General features: G+C 65.1%; 18 protein-coding genes. 12 read left to right on the forward strand and 6 right to left on the reverse strand.

Translation table 11 applies throughout. The features are described from left to right. The first annotated feature begins 14 nt into the window (after positions 1-14). The 5 genes from ACFE72_RS11810 (at position 15) to ACFE72_RS11830 (ending at position 6007) form a co-directional block, all read left to right on the forward strand. Positions 15-530, forward strand: a complete 516-nt coding sequence (locus ACFE72_RS11810; protein WP_375413280.1) for a DUF29 domain-containing protein — start codon at positions 15-17, stop codon at positions 528-530. After that, on the forward strand, positions 527-2428 hold the full coding sequence (gene cobT, locus ACFE72_RS11815) for a cobaltochelatase subunit CobT (RefSeq protein ID WP_375413281.1): 1902 nt from the start codon (positions 527-529) through the stop codon (positions 2426-2428). Before ACFE72_RS11810 ends, cobT begins: the two co-directional genes overlap by 4 nt. Before the next feature lie 70 nt (positions 2429-2498). Further along, positions 2499-3590, forward strand: coding sequence for an esterase-like activity of phytase family protein (locus ACFE72_RS11820; RefSeq protein WP_375413342.1), 1092 nt, complete (start codon positions 2499-2501; stop codon positions 3588-3590). A 154-nt stretch (positions 3591-3744) separates the two neighbouring features. After that, on the forward strand, positions 3745-4707 hold the full coding sequence (locus ACFE72_RS11825; protein WP_375413282.1) for a Bug family tripartite tricarboxylate transporter substrate binding protein: 963 nt from the start codon (positions 3745-3747) through the stop codon (positions 4705-4707). A 187-nt stretch (positions 4708-4894) separates the two neighbouring features. Next, complete coding sequence (locus tag ACFE72_RS11830) at positions 4895-6007, forward strand: NADH:flavin oxidoreductase/NADH oxidase (RefSeq protein ID WP_375413283.1); 1113 nt, start codon at positions 4895-4897, stop codon at positions 6005-6007. A gap of 13 nt (positions 6008-6020) precedes the next feature. On the opposite strand, the gene ACFE72_RS11835 is transcribed toward ACFE72_RS11830, so the two are convergent. The 5 genes from ACFE72_RS11835 to ACFE72_RS11855 form a co-directional block, all read right to left on the reverse strand. Beyond that, entirely contained in the window at positions 6021-6968 is a 948-nt protein-coding gene (locus tag ACFE72_RS11835; RefSeq protein ID WP_375413284.1) for a hydroxymethylglutaryl-CoA lyase, read from the reverse strand. A gap of 10 nt (positions 6969-6978) precedes the next feature. Further along, positions 6979-8145 (reverse strand): CaiB/BaiF CoA transferase family protein, encoded by a 1167-nt coding sequence (locus ACFE72_RS11840; protein ID WP_375413285.1) that lies wholly within the window; start codon positions 8143-8145, stop codon positions 6979-6981. 76 nt (positions 8146-8221) lie between these two features. Beyond that, complete coding sequence (locus ACFE72_RS11845; RefSeq protein ID WP_375413286.1) at positions 8222-9841, reverse strand: GMC family oxidoreductase; 1620 nt, start codon at positions 9839-9841, stop codon at positions 8222-8224. Positions 9842-10123: 282 nt separating this feature from the next. After that, positions 10124-11092, reverse strand: a complete 969-nt coding sequence (locus ACFE72_RS11850; protein ID WP_375413287.1) for a helix-turn-helix domain-containing protein — start codon at positions 11090-11092, stop codon at positions 10124-10126. 597 nt (positions 11093-11689) lie between these two features. After that, complete coding sequence (locus ACFE72_RS11855; protein ID WP_375413288.1) at positions 11690-11938, reverse strand: hypothetical protein; 249 nt, start codon at positions 11936-11938, stop codon at positions 11690-11692. 74 nt (positions 11939-12012) lie between these two features. Between ACFE72_RS11855 and ACFE72_RS11860 the strand changes: the two genes are divergently transcribed. Beyond that, the gene (locus tag ACFE72_RS11860) at positions 12013-12240 is read left to right on the forward strand and encodes a hypothetical protein (RefSeq protein ID WP_375413289.1); all 228 of its coding nucleotides are present in this window, start codon (positions 12013-12015) and stop codon (positions 12238-12240) included. Positions 12241-12322: 82 nt separating this feature from the next. Next, positions 12323-12511 (forward strand): hypothetical protein, encoded by a 189-nt coding sequence (locus ACFE72_RS11865; RefSeq protein WP_375413290.1) that lies wholly within the window; start codon positions 12323-12325, stop codon positions 12509-12511. A 91-nt stretch (positions 12512-12602) separates the two neighbouring features. Here the strand turns inward: ACFE72_RS11865 and rpmB are convergent, their stop codons facing one another. After that, the gene (gene rpmB, locus ACFE72_RS11870) at positions 12603-12908 is read right to left on the reverse strand and encodes a 50S ribosomal protein L28 (RefSeq protein WP_375413291.1); all 306 of its coding nucleotides are present in this window, start codon (positions 12906-12908) and stop codon (positions 12603-12605) included. A gap of 441 nt (positions 12909-13349) precedes the next feature. Between rpmB and ACFE72_RS11875 the strand changes: the two genes are divergently transcribed. From ACFE72_RS11875 to ACFE72_RS11895, 5 genes are all read left to right on the forward strand, one after another. Next, complete coding sequence (locus ACFE72_RS11875; RefSeq protein ID WP_375413292.1) at positions 13350-14207, forward strand: DUF3108 domain-containing protein; 858 nt, start codon at positions 13350-13352, stop codon at positions 14205-14207. Positions 14208-14612: 405 nt separating this feature from the next. Beyond that, on the forward strand, positions 14613-18086 hold the full coding sequence (locus ACFE72_RS11880) for a helicase-related protein (RefSeq protein ID WP_375413293.1): 3474 nt from the start codon (positions 14613-14615) through the stop codon (positions 18084-18086). An 87-nt stretch (positions 18087-18173) separates the two neighbouring features. Continuing rightward, positions 18174-18443, forward strand: coding sequence for an RNA-binding S4 domain-containing protein (locus ACFE72_RS11885; RefSeq protein ID WP_375413294.1), 270 nt, complete (start codon positions 18174-18176; stop codon positions 18441-18443). A gap of 122 nt (positions 18444-18565) precedes the next feature. Then, entirely contained in the window at positions 18566-18904 is a 339-nt protein-coding gene (gene fdxA / locus ACFE72_RS11890; protein ID WP_029585061.1) for a ferredoxin FdxA, read from the forward strand. 388 nt (positions 18905-19292) lie between these two features. After that, positions 19293-20168 (forward strand): CarD family transcriptional regulator, encoded by an 876-nt coding sequence (locus ACFE72_RS11895; RefSeq protein ID WP_375413295.1) that lies wholly within the window; start codon positions 19293-19295, stop codon positions 20166-20168. Positions 20169-20170 lie beyond the last annotated feature (2 nt).

The raw sequence follows: 20170 nt of genomic DNA on the forward strand, positions 1-20170 counted from the left end.
AAAGGACTTGCGTAATGACGACAACCACAAAAGTACGCGGTGGCGCCGAGATTGCGGCGCAGCCTCGGCGACGCTACGAGGATGACCTCTATGGATGGGTCGAAGAGCAGGTCGCGCTATTGAAAGCCGGTCGATTGTCGGAGATCGATGCCGGCAATATCGCAGAAGAGTTGGCGGACGTGGGCAAAGGCCAATACGACAAACTCGAAGGCGCGCTCCGGATCATACTTTTGCACTTGCTCAAGTGGGATCATCAGCCGGCGCGGCGCTCGCGAAGCTGGGTCCTTTCTATCGAAGAGCATCGCCGTCGTATTGCGCGGTTGCTGAAGAAAAATCCGAGCCTCACATCAAGCCTCGATGATGCTGTTGATGAAGGTTACGAGGACGCGCGAGGCGATGCAATTCGGGAAACGGATTTGGCCGCCGAAATCTTTCCGCACGCCTGCCCTTATGTGTGGGATGTCATCCTTGATCGCGTGGTGGCGCTCGATGATGTCGTGTCTCCCGGCGATACCTCAATCCTCCTATGACAACTCCCTCAAATTCCAAATTCCGCACCGGCTCCAAGGAGGCGCCGACCGAGCCGTTCAAGCGCTCGGTGGCGTCGTGCCTGCGCGCGATCGCCAAGGCGCCGGAGCTCGAAGTGACGTTCGCTTCCGAACGCCCCGGCCTTGCACCGGGCAAGGCCCGGCTGCCTGAACCGGCACGGAAGTTGACGCGGCGCGATGCCGCGATCGTGCGCGGACATGCCGATTCCATCGCGCTGAAACTCGCCTGCCATGATCCCAAGGTGCATCGCAAGCTGATGCCGGGAAATCCGCAGGCGCGCGGCGTGTTCGAGGCGGTGGAGCAGGCGCGGGTCGAAGCGCTGGGGTCGCGCCGTATGGCCGGGGTCGCGAAAAATCTCAGCGCGATGCTCGACGATCATTTTCACCGCGGCAAGTTCGACGAGATCACCGACCGCGCCGACGCGCCGCTGTCGGACGCGCTGGCGATGCTGGTGCGCGAACGCCTCACCGGCTTGGCGCCTCCGGCCGCCGCCCGCAAAATGGTCGACCTGTGGCGGCCGCTGCTGGAAGACAGGATCGGCGCGCGGCTGGACCGGCTCGATCGCCTCGCGGAGGACCAGGCCAAATTTGGCGACGCGGTGCATGACCTGTTGTCCGCGCTCGAACTCGGCGACGACCGTAACGCCGATGCCGACGACGACGAGAATGAGGACGACAACCGCGACGGCGAGAACGACCAGTCCGGCGCGGAAGGCTCGCCCGACTCGGACGCCGCGCAGGAGATGAGCGCCGACCAGGCCCAGGCCTCCACCGACGAGATGTCGGAGAGCGCCATGGAAAGCGCGCAGGCTTCCACCAGCGACACCCTCGACGACGGCGAACTCGGCGACGACGAGACGCCGGGCGAAGCGACGCGGCCGAATTCGCGCGGCGCCAACGAGCCGCGCGGGCCGGAGTATCACGCTTTCGCGCCGAAATTCGACGAAATCGTCGCCGCCGAAGACCTGTGCGATCACGACGAGTTGGAGCGGTTGCGCAGCTATCTCGACAAGCAGCTCGCGCATCTGCAAGGCATCGTGGCGCGGCTGGCCAATCGGCTGCAGCGCCGCCTGATGGCGCAGCAGAACCGCGCCTGGGAGTTCGATCTGGAAGAGGGCATCCTCGATCCGGCGCGGCTGTCGCGGGTGGTGACCGATCCCTATCATCCGCTGTCGTTCATGCATGAGAAGGAAGCGACCTTCCGTGACACCGTGGTGACGCTGCTGCTCGACAATTCCGGCTCGATGCGCGGACGGCCGATCACGGTGGCGGCAACCTGCGCGGATATTCTGGCGCGGACGCTGGAGCGCTGCGGCGTCAAGGTCGAGATCCTCGGCTTTACCACGCGCGCATGGAAGGGCGGCCAGTCGCGCGAAGCGTGGCTTGCGGCCGGCAAGCCGCCCAATCCGGGTCGCCTCAACGATCTGCGTCACATCATCTACAAATCCGCCGACGCGCCGTGGCGGCGGGCGCGCAGGAATTTGGGGCTGATGATGCGCGAAGGACTGCTCAAGGAAAACATCGACGGCGAGGCGCTGGACTGGGCGCACAAGCGGCTGCTCGGGCGTTCCGAGCAGCGCAAGATCCTGATGATGATTTCCGACGGCGCGCCGGTCGACGATTCCACCTTGTCGGTCAATCCCGGCAATTATCTCGAGCGCCACCTGCGCTATATCATCGAGGAAATCGAGACCCGCTCCCCGGTCGAACTGATCGCCATCGGCATCGGTCACGACGTCACCCGCTACTATCGCCGCGCGGTGACGATCGTGGACGCCGAAGAACTCGGCGGCGCCATCACCGAGAAACTCGCCGAACTGTTCAGCGAGACCCATGGCGCGGCGCCGGCGCCGGCCCGGGGGCGAAGGTTGCATTCGTAGACATATGGGCCGTCATTCCGGGGCGCGAGTGAAGCAAGCGAGCCCGGAATCCATAACCACCATCGTGGGTATGGATTCCGGACCTGCGCCAAGTAGCGCATCGCGGAATGACGAGGATAAACTTTTCACCCGCCGCCGCTTCCTTGCCGGCGCAGCAGCGGGGCTGGTGCCGACCGTCGTGCAGGCGCAAACGCGGCCAAAACAGCCTTCGCTGGATGAATTTTCGGCGGCGGCTTCCACGCCGATCGAGGTCAATGCCCGCCCCATTCCATCGTTCGATACCCGCGACCGCGGACGTGTCAGGTTCGGCGCGCTGGAATATCGCAGCGGGTTGATCCTGACCTCGGGGTTCCGCGGGTTTGGCGGGCTGTCGGGATGGCGGCTCGATGCCAAAGGCGAACAGTTCATTGCGATGAGCGACAAGGGTACATGGTTCACCGGCCGCATCGTCTACCAGGGCCGCCAGATGACCGGGCTCGGCGACGTCGAGGCGGCACCGATGCTGGGCGCCGACGGCAGACCGATCACCGCGCGCGGCTGGTTCGATACCGAGGCGATCGCGCTCGACGGCGCGCTGGTCTATATCGGGCTGGAACGCGTCAACCAGATCCTGCGTTTCGATTTTACCAAGGGCGGCACGCGTTCGTTCGGACAGCCGATCCCGGCGCCGCCGGCGATACGCAAGCTTCCCTACAACAAGGGACTGGAGGCGCTGGCGATGGTTCCGAAAGGCGTGCCGCTGGCCGGCACGCTGATCGCGATTTCCGAGCGCGGCCTCGACAGCGACGGCAACATCATCGGGTTTCTGATCGGCGGGCCGCAACCCGGCGATTTCTCGATTCGCCGCAGCGGCGATTTCGATATCAGCGACGCCGTCGTGCTGCAGTCCGGCGACCTTTTGATCCTGGAGCGGAAGTTTTCGCTGCTGACCGGGGTCGGCATCCGGATTCGGCGCATCGCGCTGAAATCCTTGAATCGCGGGGCCACCGTCGACGGCCCGCCGGTTTTCGAAGCCGACCTTGGCCACGAGATCGACAACATGGAAGGCATCGACGCCCACGTCACGTCCGAAGGCGACACCGTGCTGACCATGGTCTCCGACGATAATTTCTCGATGATCCAGCGCACGCTGCTGCTGCAATTTACGTTGATGGATGCTTGAGCGGACACGTCGAAAAATCGAAGCAACGACGCGTTCAGCTTGCGGCGCTCCGATGGTGACCCGCAACGGCGGACCATCGAGCGGAATGAATCTTGCAAAGCCGACGATGCGCGATGGTATATCCATCGCCTGCAATGACAAGCGGGAGCGGCGGATGAGAAGACCGGCTTGGTGGCCGTGCATTGTGGCGATGGTGCTGGCGTCGTTCGCCGCGCGGGCGGAAGTCTGGCCCTCGCGATTGATCAAGGCTGTAATTCCATTCGGTGCCGGCAGCGCCACCGACGTGGTGCCCCGGCTGGTGTTCGACCGGCTCGCGGCCGAACTGGGCCAGTCCATCGTGATCGAGAATCGCGTCGGCGCCGGCGGCACGCTGGGCACTGCGGCGGTCGCGAAGGCCGATCCCGATGGCTATACGATCCTGGCGCACTCGTCGGCGCTGACCATCGCGCCGGCGATTTTTCCCAACCTTGCCTATGACGCCACCAGGGATTTGTCGTCGGTCCTGATGATCGGTTCCAATGCCAATGTAATGATCGTGCCGGCGACGCGGCCGTGGAAAACCGTGCAGGATTTCCTGACGGCGGCGAAGGCGAAAGACGCCTCGATCGCCTTCGGCTCGGTCGGCATCGGCAGCGCGGTACATATCAGCGCCGAGAAATTCCGCCTCGCCGCCGGAATCGAGGCCACCCACGTGCCCTATCGCGGCGGCGCGGAGGTCATCACCGATATCCTGGGCGGGCGGATCGATTTCTATTTTTGTCCGCTTGCAACCGCGCTGCCCCTGATCCAGGAGGGACAGGTGCGCGCGCTGCTGGTATCCACGCCGAAGCGCGTCGCCGATCTTCCGGAGGTGCCGACGCCCGGTGAGGCCGGCTTGAAAAACGCCGACAGCGCGATCTGGTTCGGCGTGTTCGTACCGTCGAAAACGCCGCGCGACATCGTCGGCAGGCTTCATGCCGCGGGCACCAGGGTGCTGGCGGATCCGGCGATGCAGGCGAGCCTGAAGAAAGTCGGTATTGAAGCCGCAGCCATGACGCCTGCGGAAATGGACGCGCTGGTGGTGCGCGATACCGCGGCAAACGCCGAGGTGATCAGGGCCGCCGGGATCAAACCGTAAAGTCCCGTTCCGGGATGCGCCTCCGCGCAGGCCCGCAATCCATCCGCACGATGGCGGCATGGATCCGCGCGCCCCGCGGCTTCGCGTCGCCCCGGATGACGGCTATGTTTGGCGTGAGCTTCGCAAGCGACCATCCATGCTCTATTGCAATTCCACCCACCTTCTGTTCTGACCGGAAATCTCCACCATGAGCGCCTTGTTTTCCCCGATCACGCTGCGCGGCCTGACGCTTCCCAACCGCATCATGGTGGCGCCGATGTGCCAGTATTCCGCCGGCAATGGCGAAGCCAATGACTGGCACTTCACGCACATCAACAGCCTGGCGCTGTCGGGAGCTGCGATGTTCTGCATCGAAGCGACGGCGGTCGAAGCCATCGGCCGGATCACGCCGGGCTGTCTCGGGCTGTGGAACGACGCCACCGAAGCGGCGCTGAAGCCTGTCCTGGCCTCTCTGCGCAGGCATTCGAACACCGCGGTGGCGATGCAGCTCGCCCATGCCGGCCGCAAGGCGTCGAGCCATACGCCATGGGACGGCGGCCAGCAAATCCCGATCGCCGAAGGCGGCTGGCAGGCCGAAGGCCCGTCCGCGCTGCCCCACAAGGAAAATGAAGCCGCGCCGTTGGCGCTGGATAGCGCGGGATTGAAGCGCGTCCGCGACGCCTTCGTGGCGGCGGCACGACGCGCCGAACGGCTGGGCATCGACGCGCTGGAAGTGCATTGCGCGCACGGGTACCTGCTGCATCAGTTCCTGTCGCCGATCTCCAACAGACGCACCGACGCGTATGGCGGCAGCCTGCAGAACCGCCTGCGCTTTCCGCTCGACGTGTTCGACGCCGTGCGCGCCGCCTTTCCGCACCACAAGCCGGTCGGCATCAAGGTGTCGTGCACCGACTGGGTCGACGGCGGCTGGGACATCGCACAGACCATCGAGCTTGCGAAGGAGTTGAAACAGCGCGGCGTGGACTGGATCGACGCGTCGTCCGGCGGCGTGTCGCCGCTGCAGAAAATTCCGCTCGAGCCCGGCTATCAGGTGCCGTTCGCGCAGGCCATCAAGCAGGCCGCCGGTGTCAACGTCATGGCGGTAGGACTGATCACCGAAGCGACGCAGGCCGACGACATCGTCACATCCGGCAAGGCCGACATGGTGGCGCTGGCGCGCGGCATGCTCTACGACCCGCGCTGGGGCTGGCATGCCGCGGCGCAACTGGGCGGCCAGGTGGCAGCGCCGCCGGCCTATTGGCGGGCGCCGCCGCACCAACACAAGGATCTGTTCGGCGCGACCACGTTCGGCGCGCGGTGAGGAAAGGACGCCGTCATCCCGGCAGGCTCGCCGCCCTCCCGGGCAATCCGGCGCGCGACAGGGCGCCGTAAAGCGTCTCCTCCGGCATCTCGTCGCGCAGGATCGAACGCACTGCGACCAGTTTCTCGATGTCGATGCCGGTCGCAAAACCCTTGCTCTCGCACAGGAACACCACGTCCTCGAACACGACATTGCCGGTGGCGCCGGGGGCGAACGGACAGCCGCCGAGGCCGCCGAGCGAGCCATCGAGAACCCGCGCGCCGGAATCCAGCGCGGCGGATGCGTTCGCGATACCCATGCCGCGTGTGTCGTGCAGATGCACGCATACCGGCCGCGATTCGGCGATCCTGACCACCGCGGCGGTCAGTTCGCCGACCGCTTTCGGTCCGGCATATCCAACGGTGTCGGCGACCGCGACCATGTCCGCGCCGGCGTCGTAGCATTGCCCGGCAAGCCGGATCACTTCGTTCGGATCCACGGGGCCCGCGATCGAACATCCCAGCGCCATGGAAATGGCGGCCGACACGATCGGCCTGTGGTCGCTCCCGTCGCGCAGTTCGCACAGCCGGCGGATATTGGCGATGGCCTCATTGCGCGAGCGGTTGGCGTTGGCCTGGCTGTGCTCTTCGGTGGCCGAAACCACCGAGCCGATTTCGGCGACACCCGACGCCAGCGCCGCGTTGACGCCGCGCTCGTTGAGCGCCAGCGCCACGCCATGCGCGCCGGGCAGCGCTGCGACGCCGCCGACCACCTCGAGCACATCGGCGAATTGCGGAAACGTCCTGGCCGGCAGGAACGAGCCGACCTCGAAATGCCGCACGCCGCAGTCGTATTCCCGCTCGATCCATTTCCGCTTCGCCGCGGTGGAAGGAAAACGTTTTACAAGCTGCAGGCCATCGCGCAGCCCGACTTCGCGCAGGATGATCCGTCCGGCGGGATAAATCTCGTGGACATTGCTCATGGCGCCCTCGCTATGCGTTGCCGGCGGCGCGTCCGCCGCCGGGTCCCAGTTCCAGAAGTACGGAAGCGGTATCGGCGCCGAGGGTCGGCACCTTCAGTCCGTCACCGATGCTCTCGCCGTTCCACTCGACAGGAAGCGCCGGCACGCGGAAGCCCGCGCCGTCGGCATTGGTGGCATTGACGAGGCCGCCCGGGCGCAGCACGTGGGAATCGCCGAACAGATCCTCAGGCCGGTTGATCGGCGAGAAGCAGATGTTGAGCCGGTCCAGCGTCGCGGACAGTTCGGCCGGGTTCCATTGTCTGATCACGTCGGCGACGCGCGGAATGATCCGCGCCCGCGCCAGAATCCGGTCGGTGGTGGTGCGCAGGGCGGGATCGCCGGAAAACTCCGCGAGGCCGAATTCCCGGCAGAAGCTCTGCCAGTGACCTTCGGTGACGACGCCGATGAAGATGCGTTCGCCATTCGCCGTCTCGAAAATATCATAGATAGGCCACGCATGCTCGCGTTCCGGCATTGAGCGCGGCTTGTTGCCGGTCATCTCGTATTCGACCATATGCTGGGCTACCATGAACAGGCAGTTTTCGAACAGCCCGATGCGGATGCCGGCTCCGTCAGCACCGCCGCCGCGCTTCTGGTACAGCGCCGCTATGATCGCGATGGCGCCGAACATGCCGCCCATGATGTCATTGGCCGAGGAGCCGACGCGCTGCGGTTTCGCTTTGGTCCCGGTCATCACGGCGAGGCCCGACATCATCTGCACCACCTCGTCGAGCGCCGGGCGATGCTCGTAGGGGCCGGACAGGAATCCCTTGTGGCCCGCGACGATCAGATGCGGATGCCGTCGCTTCAATTCGTCGGCGCCAAGCCCCTGCCGGTCGAGCAGGCCGTCGCGAAAATTCTCCAGGAACACGTCGGCGCTCGCGAGCAGCCGGTGCATGGTTTCCTGCTCGGCGGGTTTTGCAAGGTCGAGCACGACGCTGCGCTTGCCGCGGTTGAACAGCGGGAAAAACGAGGTGCCCATGCCGCCGAGGCTGCGGGTCTTGTCGCCTGACGGCGGTTCGACCTTGATCACCTCCGCGCCGAGTTGCGCCAGGATCATTCCGCAGGCCGGACCCATCACCATGTGCGTCATCTCGACGACGCGCACGCCGGTCAGCGGCAGGTTGGGCATGGTCATCGGCGTCTCCCTTGCATCCGGGCGCTGGCGGTCAACGTCAAGCAGGACAAATGACGGCTGCAGGTATCGGCTCGGCTCACCGCGCGTCCTCCAGAATCATCCGCGACGCCTTTTCGGCGATCATGATGATGGCGGCGTTGGTGTTGCCCGAAACCAGGTCGGGCATCACCGATCCATCGACCACGCGCAGGCCGGAGGTGCCGCGCACCCGCAGCCGTTGATCGACCACCGCGAGCGGATCGCTGCCCATCCGGCAGGTCGAGGTCGGATGATAGACCGTGCTGCCGCGCTGCCGGCAGAACGCCAGCAAATCCGCATCTGTCGATACGTCAGGGCCGGGATCGACCTCCTCGGTCACGTAAGGCCGCAGCGCCGGCGCCGCCAGGATCCTGCGCAGGATCTTCAGGCCTTCGACAATGGCGGTGCGGTCGGTTTCGGTGGCGAGATAGTTGACGCGTATTTCCGGCGCCACCGCCGGATCGGCGCTCTTGATCCGCAGGCTGCCGCGGCTCTCCGGCCGCAACTGGCACACCGAAGCCGAAAATCCGGAATAGGCATGCAGTGCCTCGCCCATCCTGTCGGTCGAGAACGGCAGGAAGTGAATCTGCACGTCCGGCGTTGCCAGCCGCGGATCGGTTTTCAGGAACGCGCCCGACGTGCCGGCCGCGATCGTCAGCGGCCCGGTGCGGAAGGCGGCATATTGCATCCCCATCCTCATCCTGCGCCACGGACTGCCGACGATATCGTTGAGGGTGACGCGCTGCGTGCAGCGCGTCACAATCCGCACCTGCATGTGATCCTGCAGGTCGCGGCCGACGCCGGGCGCATCGAGCACGACATCGATCCCGTGGCCGCCGAGCAGCCCGGCGGGACCGACGCCGGAGAGCTGCAGCAGTTGCGGCGAATTGTAGGCGCCGCCGGAGATCAGGATCTCTTGTCGCGCCCGCGCCGTTCGCAGCGTCCCGGCCTGCTTGTATTCGATCGCCGCCGCGCGGCGGCCCTCGAACACAATGCGCTGCGCCAGCGCCGAGGTTTCGACGCGCAGATTGCGGTTGCGCCGGGCGGGTCGAAGGTACGACCGCGCCGTGCTGGCGCGCCGTCCGTGCCGGGTCGTGGTCTGAAACCACCCGGCGCCTTCCTGGGTTGCGCCGTTGAAGTCGGGATTTTTCGGAATGCCGGTTTCGGCGGCGGCCTCGATGAAGGCCTGCGACAGCGGATCCGGATGCCGCGAATCCGACACCGGCAACGGCCCGCCGCTGCCGTGAAAGGCGTCGGCGCCGCGCTGCTGATCCTCCGCCGCCTTGAAATAGGGCAGCACGTCGTCAAAACCCCACCCCTGATTGCCGAGTTGCCGCCAGCGGTCGTAATCCTCGTGCTGCCCGCGCACATAGAGCAGCCCATTGATCGAACTCGACCCGCCCAGCACCTTTCCGCGCGGCTGAAACACCTTGCGTCCGTTCAGGCCCGGCTCCGGCTCGGTGTGGTACATCCAGTTGACCGTGGTGTTCTTAAACAGCTTTCCGTAGCCGAGCGGCACATGGATCCAGATGTTGCGATCGCGGGGACCGGCCTCGAGCAGCAGCACGGCGTGCTTGCCGGAGGCGGAGAGCCGGTTGGCGAGTACGCAGCCGGCGGAGCCGGCTCCGACGATGATGTAGTCGTAGGTGGGAGTATCGATCGCGAGCGAGGTGTTCATGGGGGTCTCGTCCCTGGCGGCGAAGTGCAATCGATAGCAAGTTGCAGGACTGCAGGCAAAAGAGCCATGGCGTCGCAGGACGGCCGCGCTGCAAAATTCTCCTCCCTCATCCTTGCGCAACGGCTGCGCCGTTGTCGCTAGGAGGGGCCCGCCGCGCCGCGCTTCGAGGATCGGCGACAATTCCGTTACCCGCAGGGCGCCATCCTTCGAAGGCCAGCTTCGCCGGCGCCTGCGGCGGGCGGCGGGGTCTTGCCGCGTCCCGGCACGCCGCCATGCCGATGTTCAGGTGTCGGCGGAGCCGCTCAGCCGCGGCCGGTGCGCTTCGCGGTAGGCGCTCGGGTCGGCCGCGAAGGCGCTGCGGAAGGCGCGTGAAAAATAGCTGCGGCTGGAATAGCCGACGCTGACGGCAATGGCCTTGACCGGAAGGCTGGTTGTCTTGAGCAGGTGCGCTGCGAATTTCAGCCGGAATTCCTGGATGAACTCGGTCGGGCTTTGCGCGAATACCTCGCGGAATCTGTCGGCAAACACGGTTCGGCTCATGCCGGCTGCGGCGGCAAGGCTTTCCAGCGTATGCGGCTGCTCCGGCCGTTCCAGCACATCGATCATCGCGCGCGCCAATCGCGGATCGCTCATCATCACAAACACCGACGACGATGCATGACCGTGCCGCAAGTGTCGCCGCAACATCAGGACCAGAAAGGCCTTCATCAGCGTTTCCGCGATCGCATGGGAGCCCATCGCGGGCTGGGCAAGTTCGGCGATCATCAGTTCGAAAATCTGCCGCGCCGCATCATTGTCGAAAAAGCGCTCGACAACCGGCTGCCGCAGATGATCGAAAAAACCGGCGATACCGCCGGTCGTGACCTGTATCTCGCTGCGCACGATTGAAACCGCTTCGTCGGACTGCCCTCGCGTCACCAGCTGCGCCAGTTTGTCGTCCACCGACGTGCAGCGTTCCCGCCCATGGGTGTCGTCGCCTGCGTCCCGATGGCTCGCCCAGAACTGCAACGTTTTGGCCGGAGCGATAACGATGCTCTCAGGGCCCAATGGCAACGCCGCCGCGTTGCCGAGTTGAAAGAAACCGGTTCCTGCCACGACGTAATGCACGGTGACGGCGTCGATCGGCTCAAACCGCGCGCGCGCATTGTTCGGAATGCTGCAAACCACGCATCGCTGCACGTCGACCGACAGCGCATTCAGCAGGCGATCAAGCGCGGCATTATCCTCGGTTGCAGTATCCGGATCGTGCATGATGAAGGTACAAAGCTCCGCTAGGCGGCTTCCATTGCGGATCCGCTGAGTTCTAAACCTGGACTTGCAACCGCAAGCATTGAGGGCATTCGAAAAGACGCCGGATGAGGCCCCGTCAGGGCACCCAATTCGGACGATAGAGCACCGGCCATTTCGCCGCTCGGATTGTTATTGATCCGGTCGCCGAATGTCGGACGCGTAATGTCGCATTGCCCAAACATCAGCAGATACGCTTTTTCATCGCGTGACGTTTCGCTGGGCGACGCCGCCGAACGCATTAAGCGGATTAATTTATCGTCATGTTCGTCGCCCCGACGCGGACAGCGGTTCCGGAACATCCGGTTCCGACATCCGACAACGAGATCTCATGGGCGTGCCTTCTGCAGGGGTTGCGGAAGACGCGCACCGTCGCAACCGATTCATCGGCGCCGCCTGGTCGGCGTGGTGAGTGCGAGGTGGCGGAACCATGCCACTTCGTCCCAGCATCTGAAACCAGTATTCACACCTTGAGGAGAATGAAATGAATAAAACGATGTTAGCAGCCGCTTGCGCGCTGTTGTTGTCCGGATCGCTTGCACTGGCCCAGCCGAGCCAGGGTCAGGCCGGCGCCAATACGGGCCCGACAAGTAATTCGGCAACCAGCGAGAGAGCTCCGATGAACAGCGGGGCGATGCAGGACGGCAGCACCAGCGGAGCCAGCTCCGGCAGCGGATCGGGCATGACCACGTCCGGCGGCGCCAACGGAAATCCGGGCGGGATGCCGAAGACCACGACGGGTCCGACCGGCGCAGCATCAAAGGATGAATCGCCGGCGAAGTAGAACACGCGGTTAGCCGACCAGATCAACGAAGACTTGTTCTTGCCGATCGCGATCCGGCGGGACGAGACAAATCCCGATCGCTTTCAAACGGAGACGATAAATGAAGAAGATTCTTGTTGCGGCGTGCTGCGCCGCGCTCATAGGCGGCATCTCGATTGCGTCCGCGCAGACCACCGGCCCGCAAGGCCAGCAGACCATGAAATCCAATGACGGCATGGATGCCAATGCGCGGATGATGAAGAAAAAGAAGATGAAGAAGGGAATGATGAAGTCCGGCGACGGCATGTCGAAGGGCGGCATGATGGACAAGGGCGGGATGTCCAAGTAATCCCCGTCCGCGCAAGGGCCGCGCCGCCTCCGGGCGGCGCGGCCTTGCCGAGGTTTGAGCGATGTCAAACCGAGACATATTCATGTGGCTGATGGCAAGCCTGATCGCGGTCGGTGTGATGATCTGGATCGCGATCTTTATGATCGATCACTATCTGTTCGCTGAAGACCGTTCCGCGCCAGCCGGGGCCGCCGTCATTTCGGTGCCGCCCGCTGTGTCGCTCGGGGCCTTGCTCCAGGCCTGGCGTGGCGGCTGGACCGGTCAGGCATAAGCCCTGATAAGACGCGGCGAGTGCAGTCGCAGCCGGCAAAAAGCCGGGTCGTTTGACCCGGGCTTTGAAAATTTCAAGCCGCCTGGAAGCTTCAGCTCGCCTTCGCCGCGGGCTCCCCCGCCTTCTTCTTCTCGATCGCCCGCTTCAAGTCCAGCGCGCGCGGCGACAATTCCGGCCCCTTGGCCTTGAGCAGAAATGCATCCAGCCCGCCGCGGTGGTCGACGCTCTTGAGCGCATGGGTGGAGACGCGCAGGCGGACATTGCGGCCAAGCGCTTCGGACATGAAGGTGACGTTGCAGAGGTTGGGCAGGAACCTGCGCTTGGTCTTGATGTTGGAATGGCTCACCTTGTGGCCGACCAGGGGACCCTTGGCCGTCAATTCGCAGCGCCGCGACATCGCGAAAATCCTCTTGTCGCCCGCATCTCGCGGCCCTTCGAAGGCGCGGCGGGGGTTGAAAATCTGATCCTTTCAGGAACCGCGGACGTATAGGCAATGCGCCTTGCTGCGTCAAGATATCGGGGCCCGCAGCAGGGCGACGCGCCGAAGCTCGGTGAGAAGCGGATTTTGCAGGCGGACCAACCATATAAACGGCGTATTCGCTGCCGACACCATGCGGTTCCAACGACTTCAGCCAGCCGCGCCCGAATTCCACCAAACCGGGCACTATCGCGTTGTTTGCCGGATGTTTTTGCTTAAATGACAGATCGCATGTCGCAACCGGCAAATTCAAACCATCAGCATCGTCATTCCGGGGCGCGACGAAGTCGCAGGCCCGGAATCCATAACCACGGGCGGGGGTTACGGATTCCGGACCCGCGCCAGGAGGCGCGTCCCGGAATGACGATTGGTGGGCACGGCGCAACGGCGCCTTTGTCCGCCCTACGGTTCGCCGCGCTTGCGGTCCTCGCGCTGCTCGCGGCTGCGCCGCCCGCCGCGGCGCAGGGAAAGCTCGACGCGCGCTATGAGGTGACGCTTGCCGGCATACCCGTCGGCAAGGGCACCTGGGTAATCGACATTTCCGACGATGCGTATTCGGCGTCGGCTTCCGGCGGCACGTCCGGATTGCTGCAGGCATTCGCTTCCGGCTCCGGCACCGGCGGCTCGCAGGGCCGCATCGTGGGCGGCGCGCTGCTGCCGCAAAACTATTCCGCCACCGTGCGTTCGTCGAAAAAATCCGAAACCATCCGGATGTCGCTTGCCGCCGGCAATATCAAGGAATTCGCCATCGAGCCGGAGCCGCCGGTCGATCCTGACCGCATCGTCGTCACCGAGGCGCATCGCCGCGGCGTGCTTGATCCGATGACCGGTTCGCTGCTGCGCGTGCCCGGCTCCGCCGATCCGCTCAGCCCCGAAGCGTGCCGGGCGGGAGGCGCGATCTTCGACGGCCGCATGCGCTATGAACTCAGGCTCGATTACAAGCGGATGGAAACGGTGCGGGCCGAACGGGGCTATTCCGGTCCGGCCGTGGTGTGCGCGGTGTATTTTACGCCGATCGCGGGCTACATCCCCGACCGCGCCGCGATCAAATGGCTCGCCGCGCAGCGCAACATCGAGGCCTGGTTCGCGCCGATCGCCGGCACCCGCATCCTGGTGCCGTTCCGGATGATGATTCCGACCCCGCTCGGCATGGGCATGCTCGAAGCCACTCAGTTCCTGACCCAGGCCTCGCCGCCCCGCGTCGCCAAAACCCAGTGAGCCCGATGATCCATCCGTTGTCGTTGCCGGGTTCGACCCGGCAATCCATCCCCTTCGAAACGGCTCTTCCGAAGATGGATGGATACGCGGGCCAAGCCCGCGTATGACCAGTCGAGGCAGGATTCCGGCTTGACTCCGGTCGGCTTCTGATTCGACTCCCAATCGCATCCAGCTTTAAGGATTTGACCGAAAAACCACCGCTTGTTCGACGCCGACAAACTTGATCTAGTGTTGCCTGTCGCGCGCCAACGCGAGATGTTGCGGCGGCCGGGCCTGCAATCTTCCGAGTCAGCGATTCGGGCGTGTTTCGTTCCTTACCCGTTCCGAAGCTTAAGCCGCGACCTGGCAGGCGTCGCATTGTGAAACATATACCAACGCCGGCGACGCAGGAATTCCCTTAAACATATGGCCTTTTCTTCTCCCACGCCGATGTCCGGAAACGGCAGGGCTCCCGGCGCCGGCGTCACCGCGGTGCTCGGTCCCACCAATACCGGCAAGACCCATCTTGCGATCGAGCGCATGCTTGCGCATTCCTCCGGCGTGATCGGGCTGCCGCTGCGGCTGCTCGCGCGCGAGGTCTACAACAAGATCGTCGATCGCGCCGGCGTCGATTCGGTCGCGCTGATCACCGGTGAAGAGAAGATCAAACCGCCGAAAGCGCGATTCTGGGTCTCCACCGTGGAAGCGATGCCGCGCGACCTGGAGGTGTCGTTCCTCGCCGTCGATGAAATACAGATCAGTGCCGATCTCGAGCGCGGCCACGTCTTCACCGATCGCATCCTGCATCGCCGCGGCCGCGACGAAACGCTGCTGCTGGGCGCGGCCACCATGCGTCCGATCATCGAGCGGCTGCTGCCGGGCGCCAGTATCGTCACCCGGCCGCGACTGTCGCAGCTCGAATTTGCCGGCGACCGCAAGATCACCCGGCAGCCGCGGCGCACCGCGATCGTCGCGTTTTCCGCCGATGAAGTTTACGCCATCGCCGAACTGATCAAGCGCCAGCATGGCGGCGCGGCGGTGGTGCTGGGATCGCTCAGCCCCCGCACCCGCAACGCGCAGGTGGCGATGTTCCAGTCCGGCGACGTCGATTACCTGGTGGCGACCGACGCCGTCGGCATGGGGCTCAACCTCGACGTCGACCACGTCGCCTTTGCCTCCGACCGCAAATATGACGGCTATCAATTCCGCCGCCTCAATCCATCGGAATTCGCGCAGATCGCCGGCCGCGCCGGCCGCGCTACCCGCGACGGCACGTTCGGGACCACCGGGCGCTGCGCGCCGTTCGAGCCGGAATTGGTCAACGCGCTGCAGAACCACACTTTCGACAGCGTCAAAGTGCTGCAATGGCGCAATTCGAAGCTGGATTTTTCCTCGCTCGGCGCCCTGCAGGTATCGCTGGCGCTTAACCCGTCGCACGAGGCGCTGACCCGTGCGCCGGTCGCGGAGGACCTGCGCGTGCTCGATCACGCCGCCCGCGATGGCGACGTTCGCGACATGGCGCAGGGCGCCGCCGCCGTCGAGCGGCTGTGGGATGCCTGCCAGATCCCGGATTATCGCAAGCTGTCGCCGGCCGCGCACGCCGAACTGGTGACCACGCTGTTCGGCTTTCTGATGCGCAAGGGCAGGATCCCGGATGCCTGGTTTGCGGCGCAGATCGACCAGGCCGACCGCACCGACGGCGACATCGACACCCTGTCGCACCGGATCGCGCAGATCCGCACCTGGACCTTCGTGGCGAACCGGCCGGACTGGCTGGCCGATCCCGAACATTGGCAGGGCATTTCGCGCGACGTCGAAAATAAATTGTCCGATGCACTGCACGAACGGCTCACGGAGCGTTTCGTTGATCGCCGGACCAGTGTATTGATGCGCCGCCTGCGGGAAAACACGATGTTGAATACGGAAATCGGCAAGACCGGCGAAGTGATCGTAGAGGGCCATGTGATCGGCCGCCTCGACGGATTCACCTTTGCGCCTGATGCGGCCGAGGCCGGTTCCGACGCCAAGGCCTTGCAGGCGACGGCGCAGAAAGCGCTGGCCGGCGAGATCGACGCCCGCGCCGAGAAGCTGTCGGCGGCGAAAGACGATGCGTTCGTGCTGGCATCGGACGGCACCATCCGCTGGACCGGCGACGCCGTCGCCAGGCTGGTTGCGACCGACAACGTGCTGCATCCGCGCATCCGCATCATTTCCGACGATCGGCTGACCGGCGCGCCGCGCGAAGCGGTGCAGGCGCGGCTCGACCTCTGGCTCAAGACCCACATCGAGAAACTGCTGGGCCCGCTGTTCGACCTCAACAAGGCCGAGGATATCACCGGCATCGCCCGCGGCATCGCGTTCCAGCTGATCGAAGCGCTGGGCGTGCTGGAGCGCGCCAGGATCGCGGCCGAGATGAAGGACCTCGACCAGCCGTCGCGCGCGTCTTTACGCAAATACGGCGTGCGGTTCGGCGCCTATCACATCTATGTTCCGGCGCTGCTCAAGCCTGCGGCGCGCGCGCTGGCCTCGCTGCTGTGGTCGGAGAAGCAGGACGGTGTCGACACTTCTGCGCTGTCCGGCGCGCAGCATCTGGCCGGCAGCGGCCGCACCTCGTTTCCGGTCGACAAGCAGCTCGATCGCGATGCCTATCGTATCCTGGGCTACAAGCAATGCGGCGAACGCGCGGTGCGCGTCGATATCCTGGAGCGTCTGGCCGACCTCATTCGTCCGGCGCTGTCGTGGCGGCCGGGCGCGCTCGGCGAAAAGCCCGCCGGAGCGTTCGACGGCCGCGGTTTTGTGATCACGCAGGCGATGACGTCGCTGACCGGTTCGGCCGGCGAGGATTTCGCATCGATCCTGCGCGCGCTGGGTTACCGGATGGAGAAGCGGCCGCCGCTGCCGCCGGCGCCGGCCGCGGTGAAAGCCGCACCTGCGCAGGCTGCGGCAGTCGAAGCTGCACCTGCCGAAGCTGCACTTGGCGAAACTGGACTTGCCGAAACTGCACTTGCCGAAGCTGCGGCCGTGGAAGCCGTCGCGGCGGAAGCCGGCGCGGAAACGGCGCTCGCCGACCCGGCTGTGGAAGCAGGCGCCGCGCTGCAAGTACTCGACGAGTCCGGCGCGACCGCTGAAGCCGTGGCCGCGGACCCGCCGGCTGCGACCGGGAGCGCGGAGACGTCGGCAGCGCCCGGCGAGGCGCCCCAGATCCTGGATGAATCGGGGGCCGCGTTGCCGGAAGCCGAATTGCCGACGGCGCCTGATGCAAGCGGGTCGGCGTCCGGCGCGGCCGAACCGGCAACCGCAGCGGCCGGCGCCGCTGCAGATGTGCCGGCGGAAGCGGCCTCTGGAATCGATGCCGCGCCTGCGGTTGTTGCGGTTCCCGAACTGGTCGAGGTATGGCGCCCCGGCGGCCGATCGGAAGAACGCCGGCCGCGTCACGATCGCAACCGCCCTCGCCGGCCCGATCGCCCGCAAGCCCCGGCGCAGGAGGCTGCCCAGCCGGCCGGGGCCGAGCCGGGTGCCCAGCGCGAACGGCATGGACGCGCAAATAAAGGATCGCGGCGCGAGCGCAACAGCGAGTTCCGTAAATCCCGCACCGATGCGGTCGAATCCGGCGCGCCGGCGGTCGTCGCCGAAGGCGCGCAGGCTCGTGAGCCGCCCGAGAACAAAGGCCGCCCGCCGCCGCGCGAGCGCTTCCAGGGCAAGGGCAGGGAAAGGGACAAGAGCAGCAAGTTCGGCAAGCCGAAAGGCGATCGTGAAGGCCGTTCCGGCGGCGGACCGTCGCACCGGCAGTATGCGAGCAGCGCGCCGCCGCGCGAACGCGAACGGCCGGCCGACCCCAATTCGCCTTTCGCCAAGCTGGCGGCGCTCAAGGAGCAGCTCACCGCCGGCCGCAAGGATTAGCGATGGCGCCGGGCGGAACAGGCGGCGCGTTCTCACCTCTCCCCTGCGGGAAGAGGTGACGAGGGTCCGGGTTCGAGGAGCGTCTGCTTGGAGCGCCAGCGCCTCGACAAATGGTTGTGGCATGCGCGGGTGGTCAAAGCCCGCAGCAGCGCGGCGGCGCTGGTCGAGGCCGGCCGTGTCCGTGTCAACGGGTCGCGCGAGACCTCGCCTGGCCATGCCGTGAAGGCCGGCGACGTCCTCACTATCGGCCTCGATCGCACGGTGCGCATTCTCAAGGTGGTCGGATTTGCCGAGCGGCGCGGCGACGCCGCCGCGGCGCGGGTGCTGTATGCCGATTTGCAGGCGCGGCCGGAATGACTACCTGAATTGAGCGTTCCGGCGAAGGTCTGGTTCGCTTAACGCTTGTGCGTGTGCCGTGCTTGCGGCAACGCAGTTCCTGCGCTACGCAACCCTTCGAATTGACCGTTTCGGAGCCCTGGATGACTTACGTCGTCACTGAAGCCTGCATCAAGTGCAAATACACCGATTGCGTCGAGGTCTGCCCCGTGGACTGCTTTTACGAGGGCGACAACATGCTGGTCATCCATCCGGACGAATGCATCGACTGCGGCGTGTGCGAACCCGAATGCCCGGCCGATGCGATCAAGCCCGATACCGAGCCGGGACTGGAGAAATGGCTCGAGGTGAACACGGAATATGCCAAGAGCTGGCCCAACATCACGCAAAAAAAGGAATCCCCGCCCGACGCCAAGGATTTCGAGGGCATGGAGGGAAAGTTCGAGAAATATTTTTCTCCCGCTCCGGGCACCGGAGACTGACCGCCGCGGTATCTGCCGCCCGTGGATCGACCGCACGACTTAACCCTAATCGCTGTTTTGCCCGGTTATCGGCCCTGCCGGGGCCGGAATCGGCCATGAATCTTTGATTTTTGCGGCAAATGTGCTATTATGAGCACATAAGGTTAGCTCGGATCCTGTTGCCCGTTATTTGGCCCCAAGGGTTCCCGTGAAACATCGAACAGGGGCGCGGCGTTTCCGCGCGCAGGCCGTGTCACAGAAAACGCGTAAAAAAAGTTCCAGGGGTACCAAAAAAGCCGCTGCGGCCAGCCGCGGTGCAACCAAAGTCCGTGCCCGGGCTTCTCTTAAGAACACCCGGACAGCCACCAAGGCCACGGCTGCCAAGTCCTCAAAAAACAAAAGAAGCGCAATGCCCAGCAAGACTGCAACGACTTCCGTGAAAGCGGCCGGTTCGAAGGCCACTGCTTCCAAGCCCGCTCCCAGGACCCCTCTTAAGAGCGCCTCTCCCAAGACCGCCGCACTCAAGACCGCCGCACTCAAGACCGCCGCACTCAAGACCGCCGCACTCAAGACTGCCGCACCGAAGGCTGCGGCCAGACCAGCGGCAGGCAAAGTTGCCGCCGCCAGGCCGGCGGTCAAGCCGGTGGCTGTCGCGGCCAGGGTCGAGGAACCGAAGAAGGTGCTGACCCAGCGCCAGGGCTTCAAGACCAACGAATTCGTGGTCTATCCCGCCCATGGCGTCGGCCAGATCCTGGCCATCGAGGAGCAGGAGATCGCGGGCGCCAAGCTCGAGCTGTTCGTGATCAATTTCATGAAAGACAAGATGACGCTGCGGGTGCCGACCGCCAAGGTCGCCAATGTCGGCATGCGCAAGCTGTCGGAGCCGGCGCTGGTCAAGCGCGCGCTGGAAACCCTGAAAGGCCGCGCCCGCATCAAGCGCACGATGTGGTCGCGCCGCGCCCAGGAATACGAAGCCAAGATCAATTCCGGCGACATCGTCGCCATCGCCGAAGTGGTGCGCGACCTCTATCGAAGCGACTCGCAGCCCGAACAGTCCTACAGCGAACGCCAGCTCTATGAAGCGGCGCTGGACCGGTTGTCGCGCGAGATCGCGGTGGTGCAGCACGTCACCGAAACCGAGGCGGTCAAGGAGATCGAAGGCCAGCTCGCCAAGAGCCCGCGGCGCGGGGCGAAGAGCGAGACCGAGGCCGGCGCGGAAGGCGAGGGCGATACGGAAGCCGACGCCGAGGGTGATGATGCGGTGGCGGCGGACGAGGCGGCGTAACG

The organism is uncultured Bradyrhizobium sp. (assembly GCF_964252615.1).
Taxonomy (GTDB): domain Bacteria; phylum Pseudomonadota; class Alphaproteobacteria; order Rhizobiales; family Xanthobacteraceae; genus Bradyrhizobium.

Excerpts from the sequence above, each read along its gene's own strand:
- ACFE72_RS11875 (WP_375413292.1), top strand. The coding sequence starts at position 13,350 with ATGACGATTGGTGGGCACGGCGCAACGGCGCCTTTGTCCGCCCTACGG.
- ACFE72_RS11835 (WP_375413284.1), bottom strand. The coding sequence starts at position 6,968 with ATGAGCAATGTCCACGAGATTTATCCCGCCGGACGGATCATCCTGCGC.
- rpmB (WP_375413291.1), bottom strand. The coding sequence starts at position 12,908 with ATGTCGCGGCGCTGCGAATTGACGGCCAAGGGTCCCCTGGTCGGCCAC.
- cobT (WP_375413281.1), top strand. The coding sequence starts at position 527 with ATGACAACTCCCTCAAATTCCAAATTCCGCACCGGCTCCAAGGAGGCG.
- ACFE72_RS11840 (WP_375413285.1), bottom strand. The coding sequence starts at position 8,145 with ATGACCATGCCCAACCTGCCGCTGACCGGCGTGCGCGTCGTCGAGATG.
- ACFE72_RS11820 (WP_375413342.1), top strand. The coding sequence starts at position 2,499 with ATGGATTCCGGACCTGCGCCAAGTAGCGCATCGCGGAATGACGAGGAT.
- ACFE72_RS11895 (WP_375413295.1), top strand. The coding sequence starts at position 19,293 with ATGCCCAGCAAGACTGCAACGACTTCCGTGAAAGCGGCCGGTTCGAAG.
- ACFE72_RS11865 (WP_375413290.1), top strand. The coding sequence starts at position 12,323 with ATGTGGCTGATGGCAAGCCTGATCGCGGTCGGTGTGATGATCTGGATC.
- ACFE72_RS11860 (WP_375413289.1), top strand. The coding sequence starts at position 12,013 with ATGAAGAAGATTCTTGTTGCGGCGTGCTGCGCCGCGCTCATAGGCGGC.
- ACFE72_RS11845 (WP_375413286.1), bottom strand. The coding sequence starts at position 9,841 with ATGAACACCTCGCTCGCGATCGATACTCCCACCTACGACTACATCATC.
- ACFE72_RS11810 (WP_375413280.1), top strand. The coding sequence starts at position 15 with ATGACGACAACCACAAAAGTACGCGGTGGCGCCGAGATTGCGGCGCAG.
- fdxA (WP_029585061.1), top strand. The coding sequence starts at position 18,566 with ATGACTTACGTCGTCACTGAAGCCTGCATCAAGTGCAAATACACCGAT.
- ACFE72_RS11830 (WP_375413283.1), top strand. The coding sequence starts at position 4,895 with ATGAGCGCCTTGTTTTCCCCGATCACGCTGCGCGGCCTGACGCTTCCC.
- ACFE72_RS11880 (WP_375413293.1), top strand. The coding sequence starts at position 14,613 with ATGGCCTTTTCTTCTCCCACGCCGATGTCCGGAAACGGCAGGGCTCCC.
- ACFE72_RS11850 (WP_375413287.1), bottom strand. The coding sequence starts at position 11,092 with ATGCACGATCCGGATACTGCAACCGAGGATAATGCCGCGCTTGATCGC.
- ACFE72_RS11825 (WP_375413282.1), top strand. The coding sequence starts at position 3,745 with ATGAGAAGACCGGCTTGGTGGCCGTGCATTGTGGCGATGGTGCTGGCG.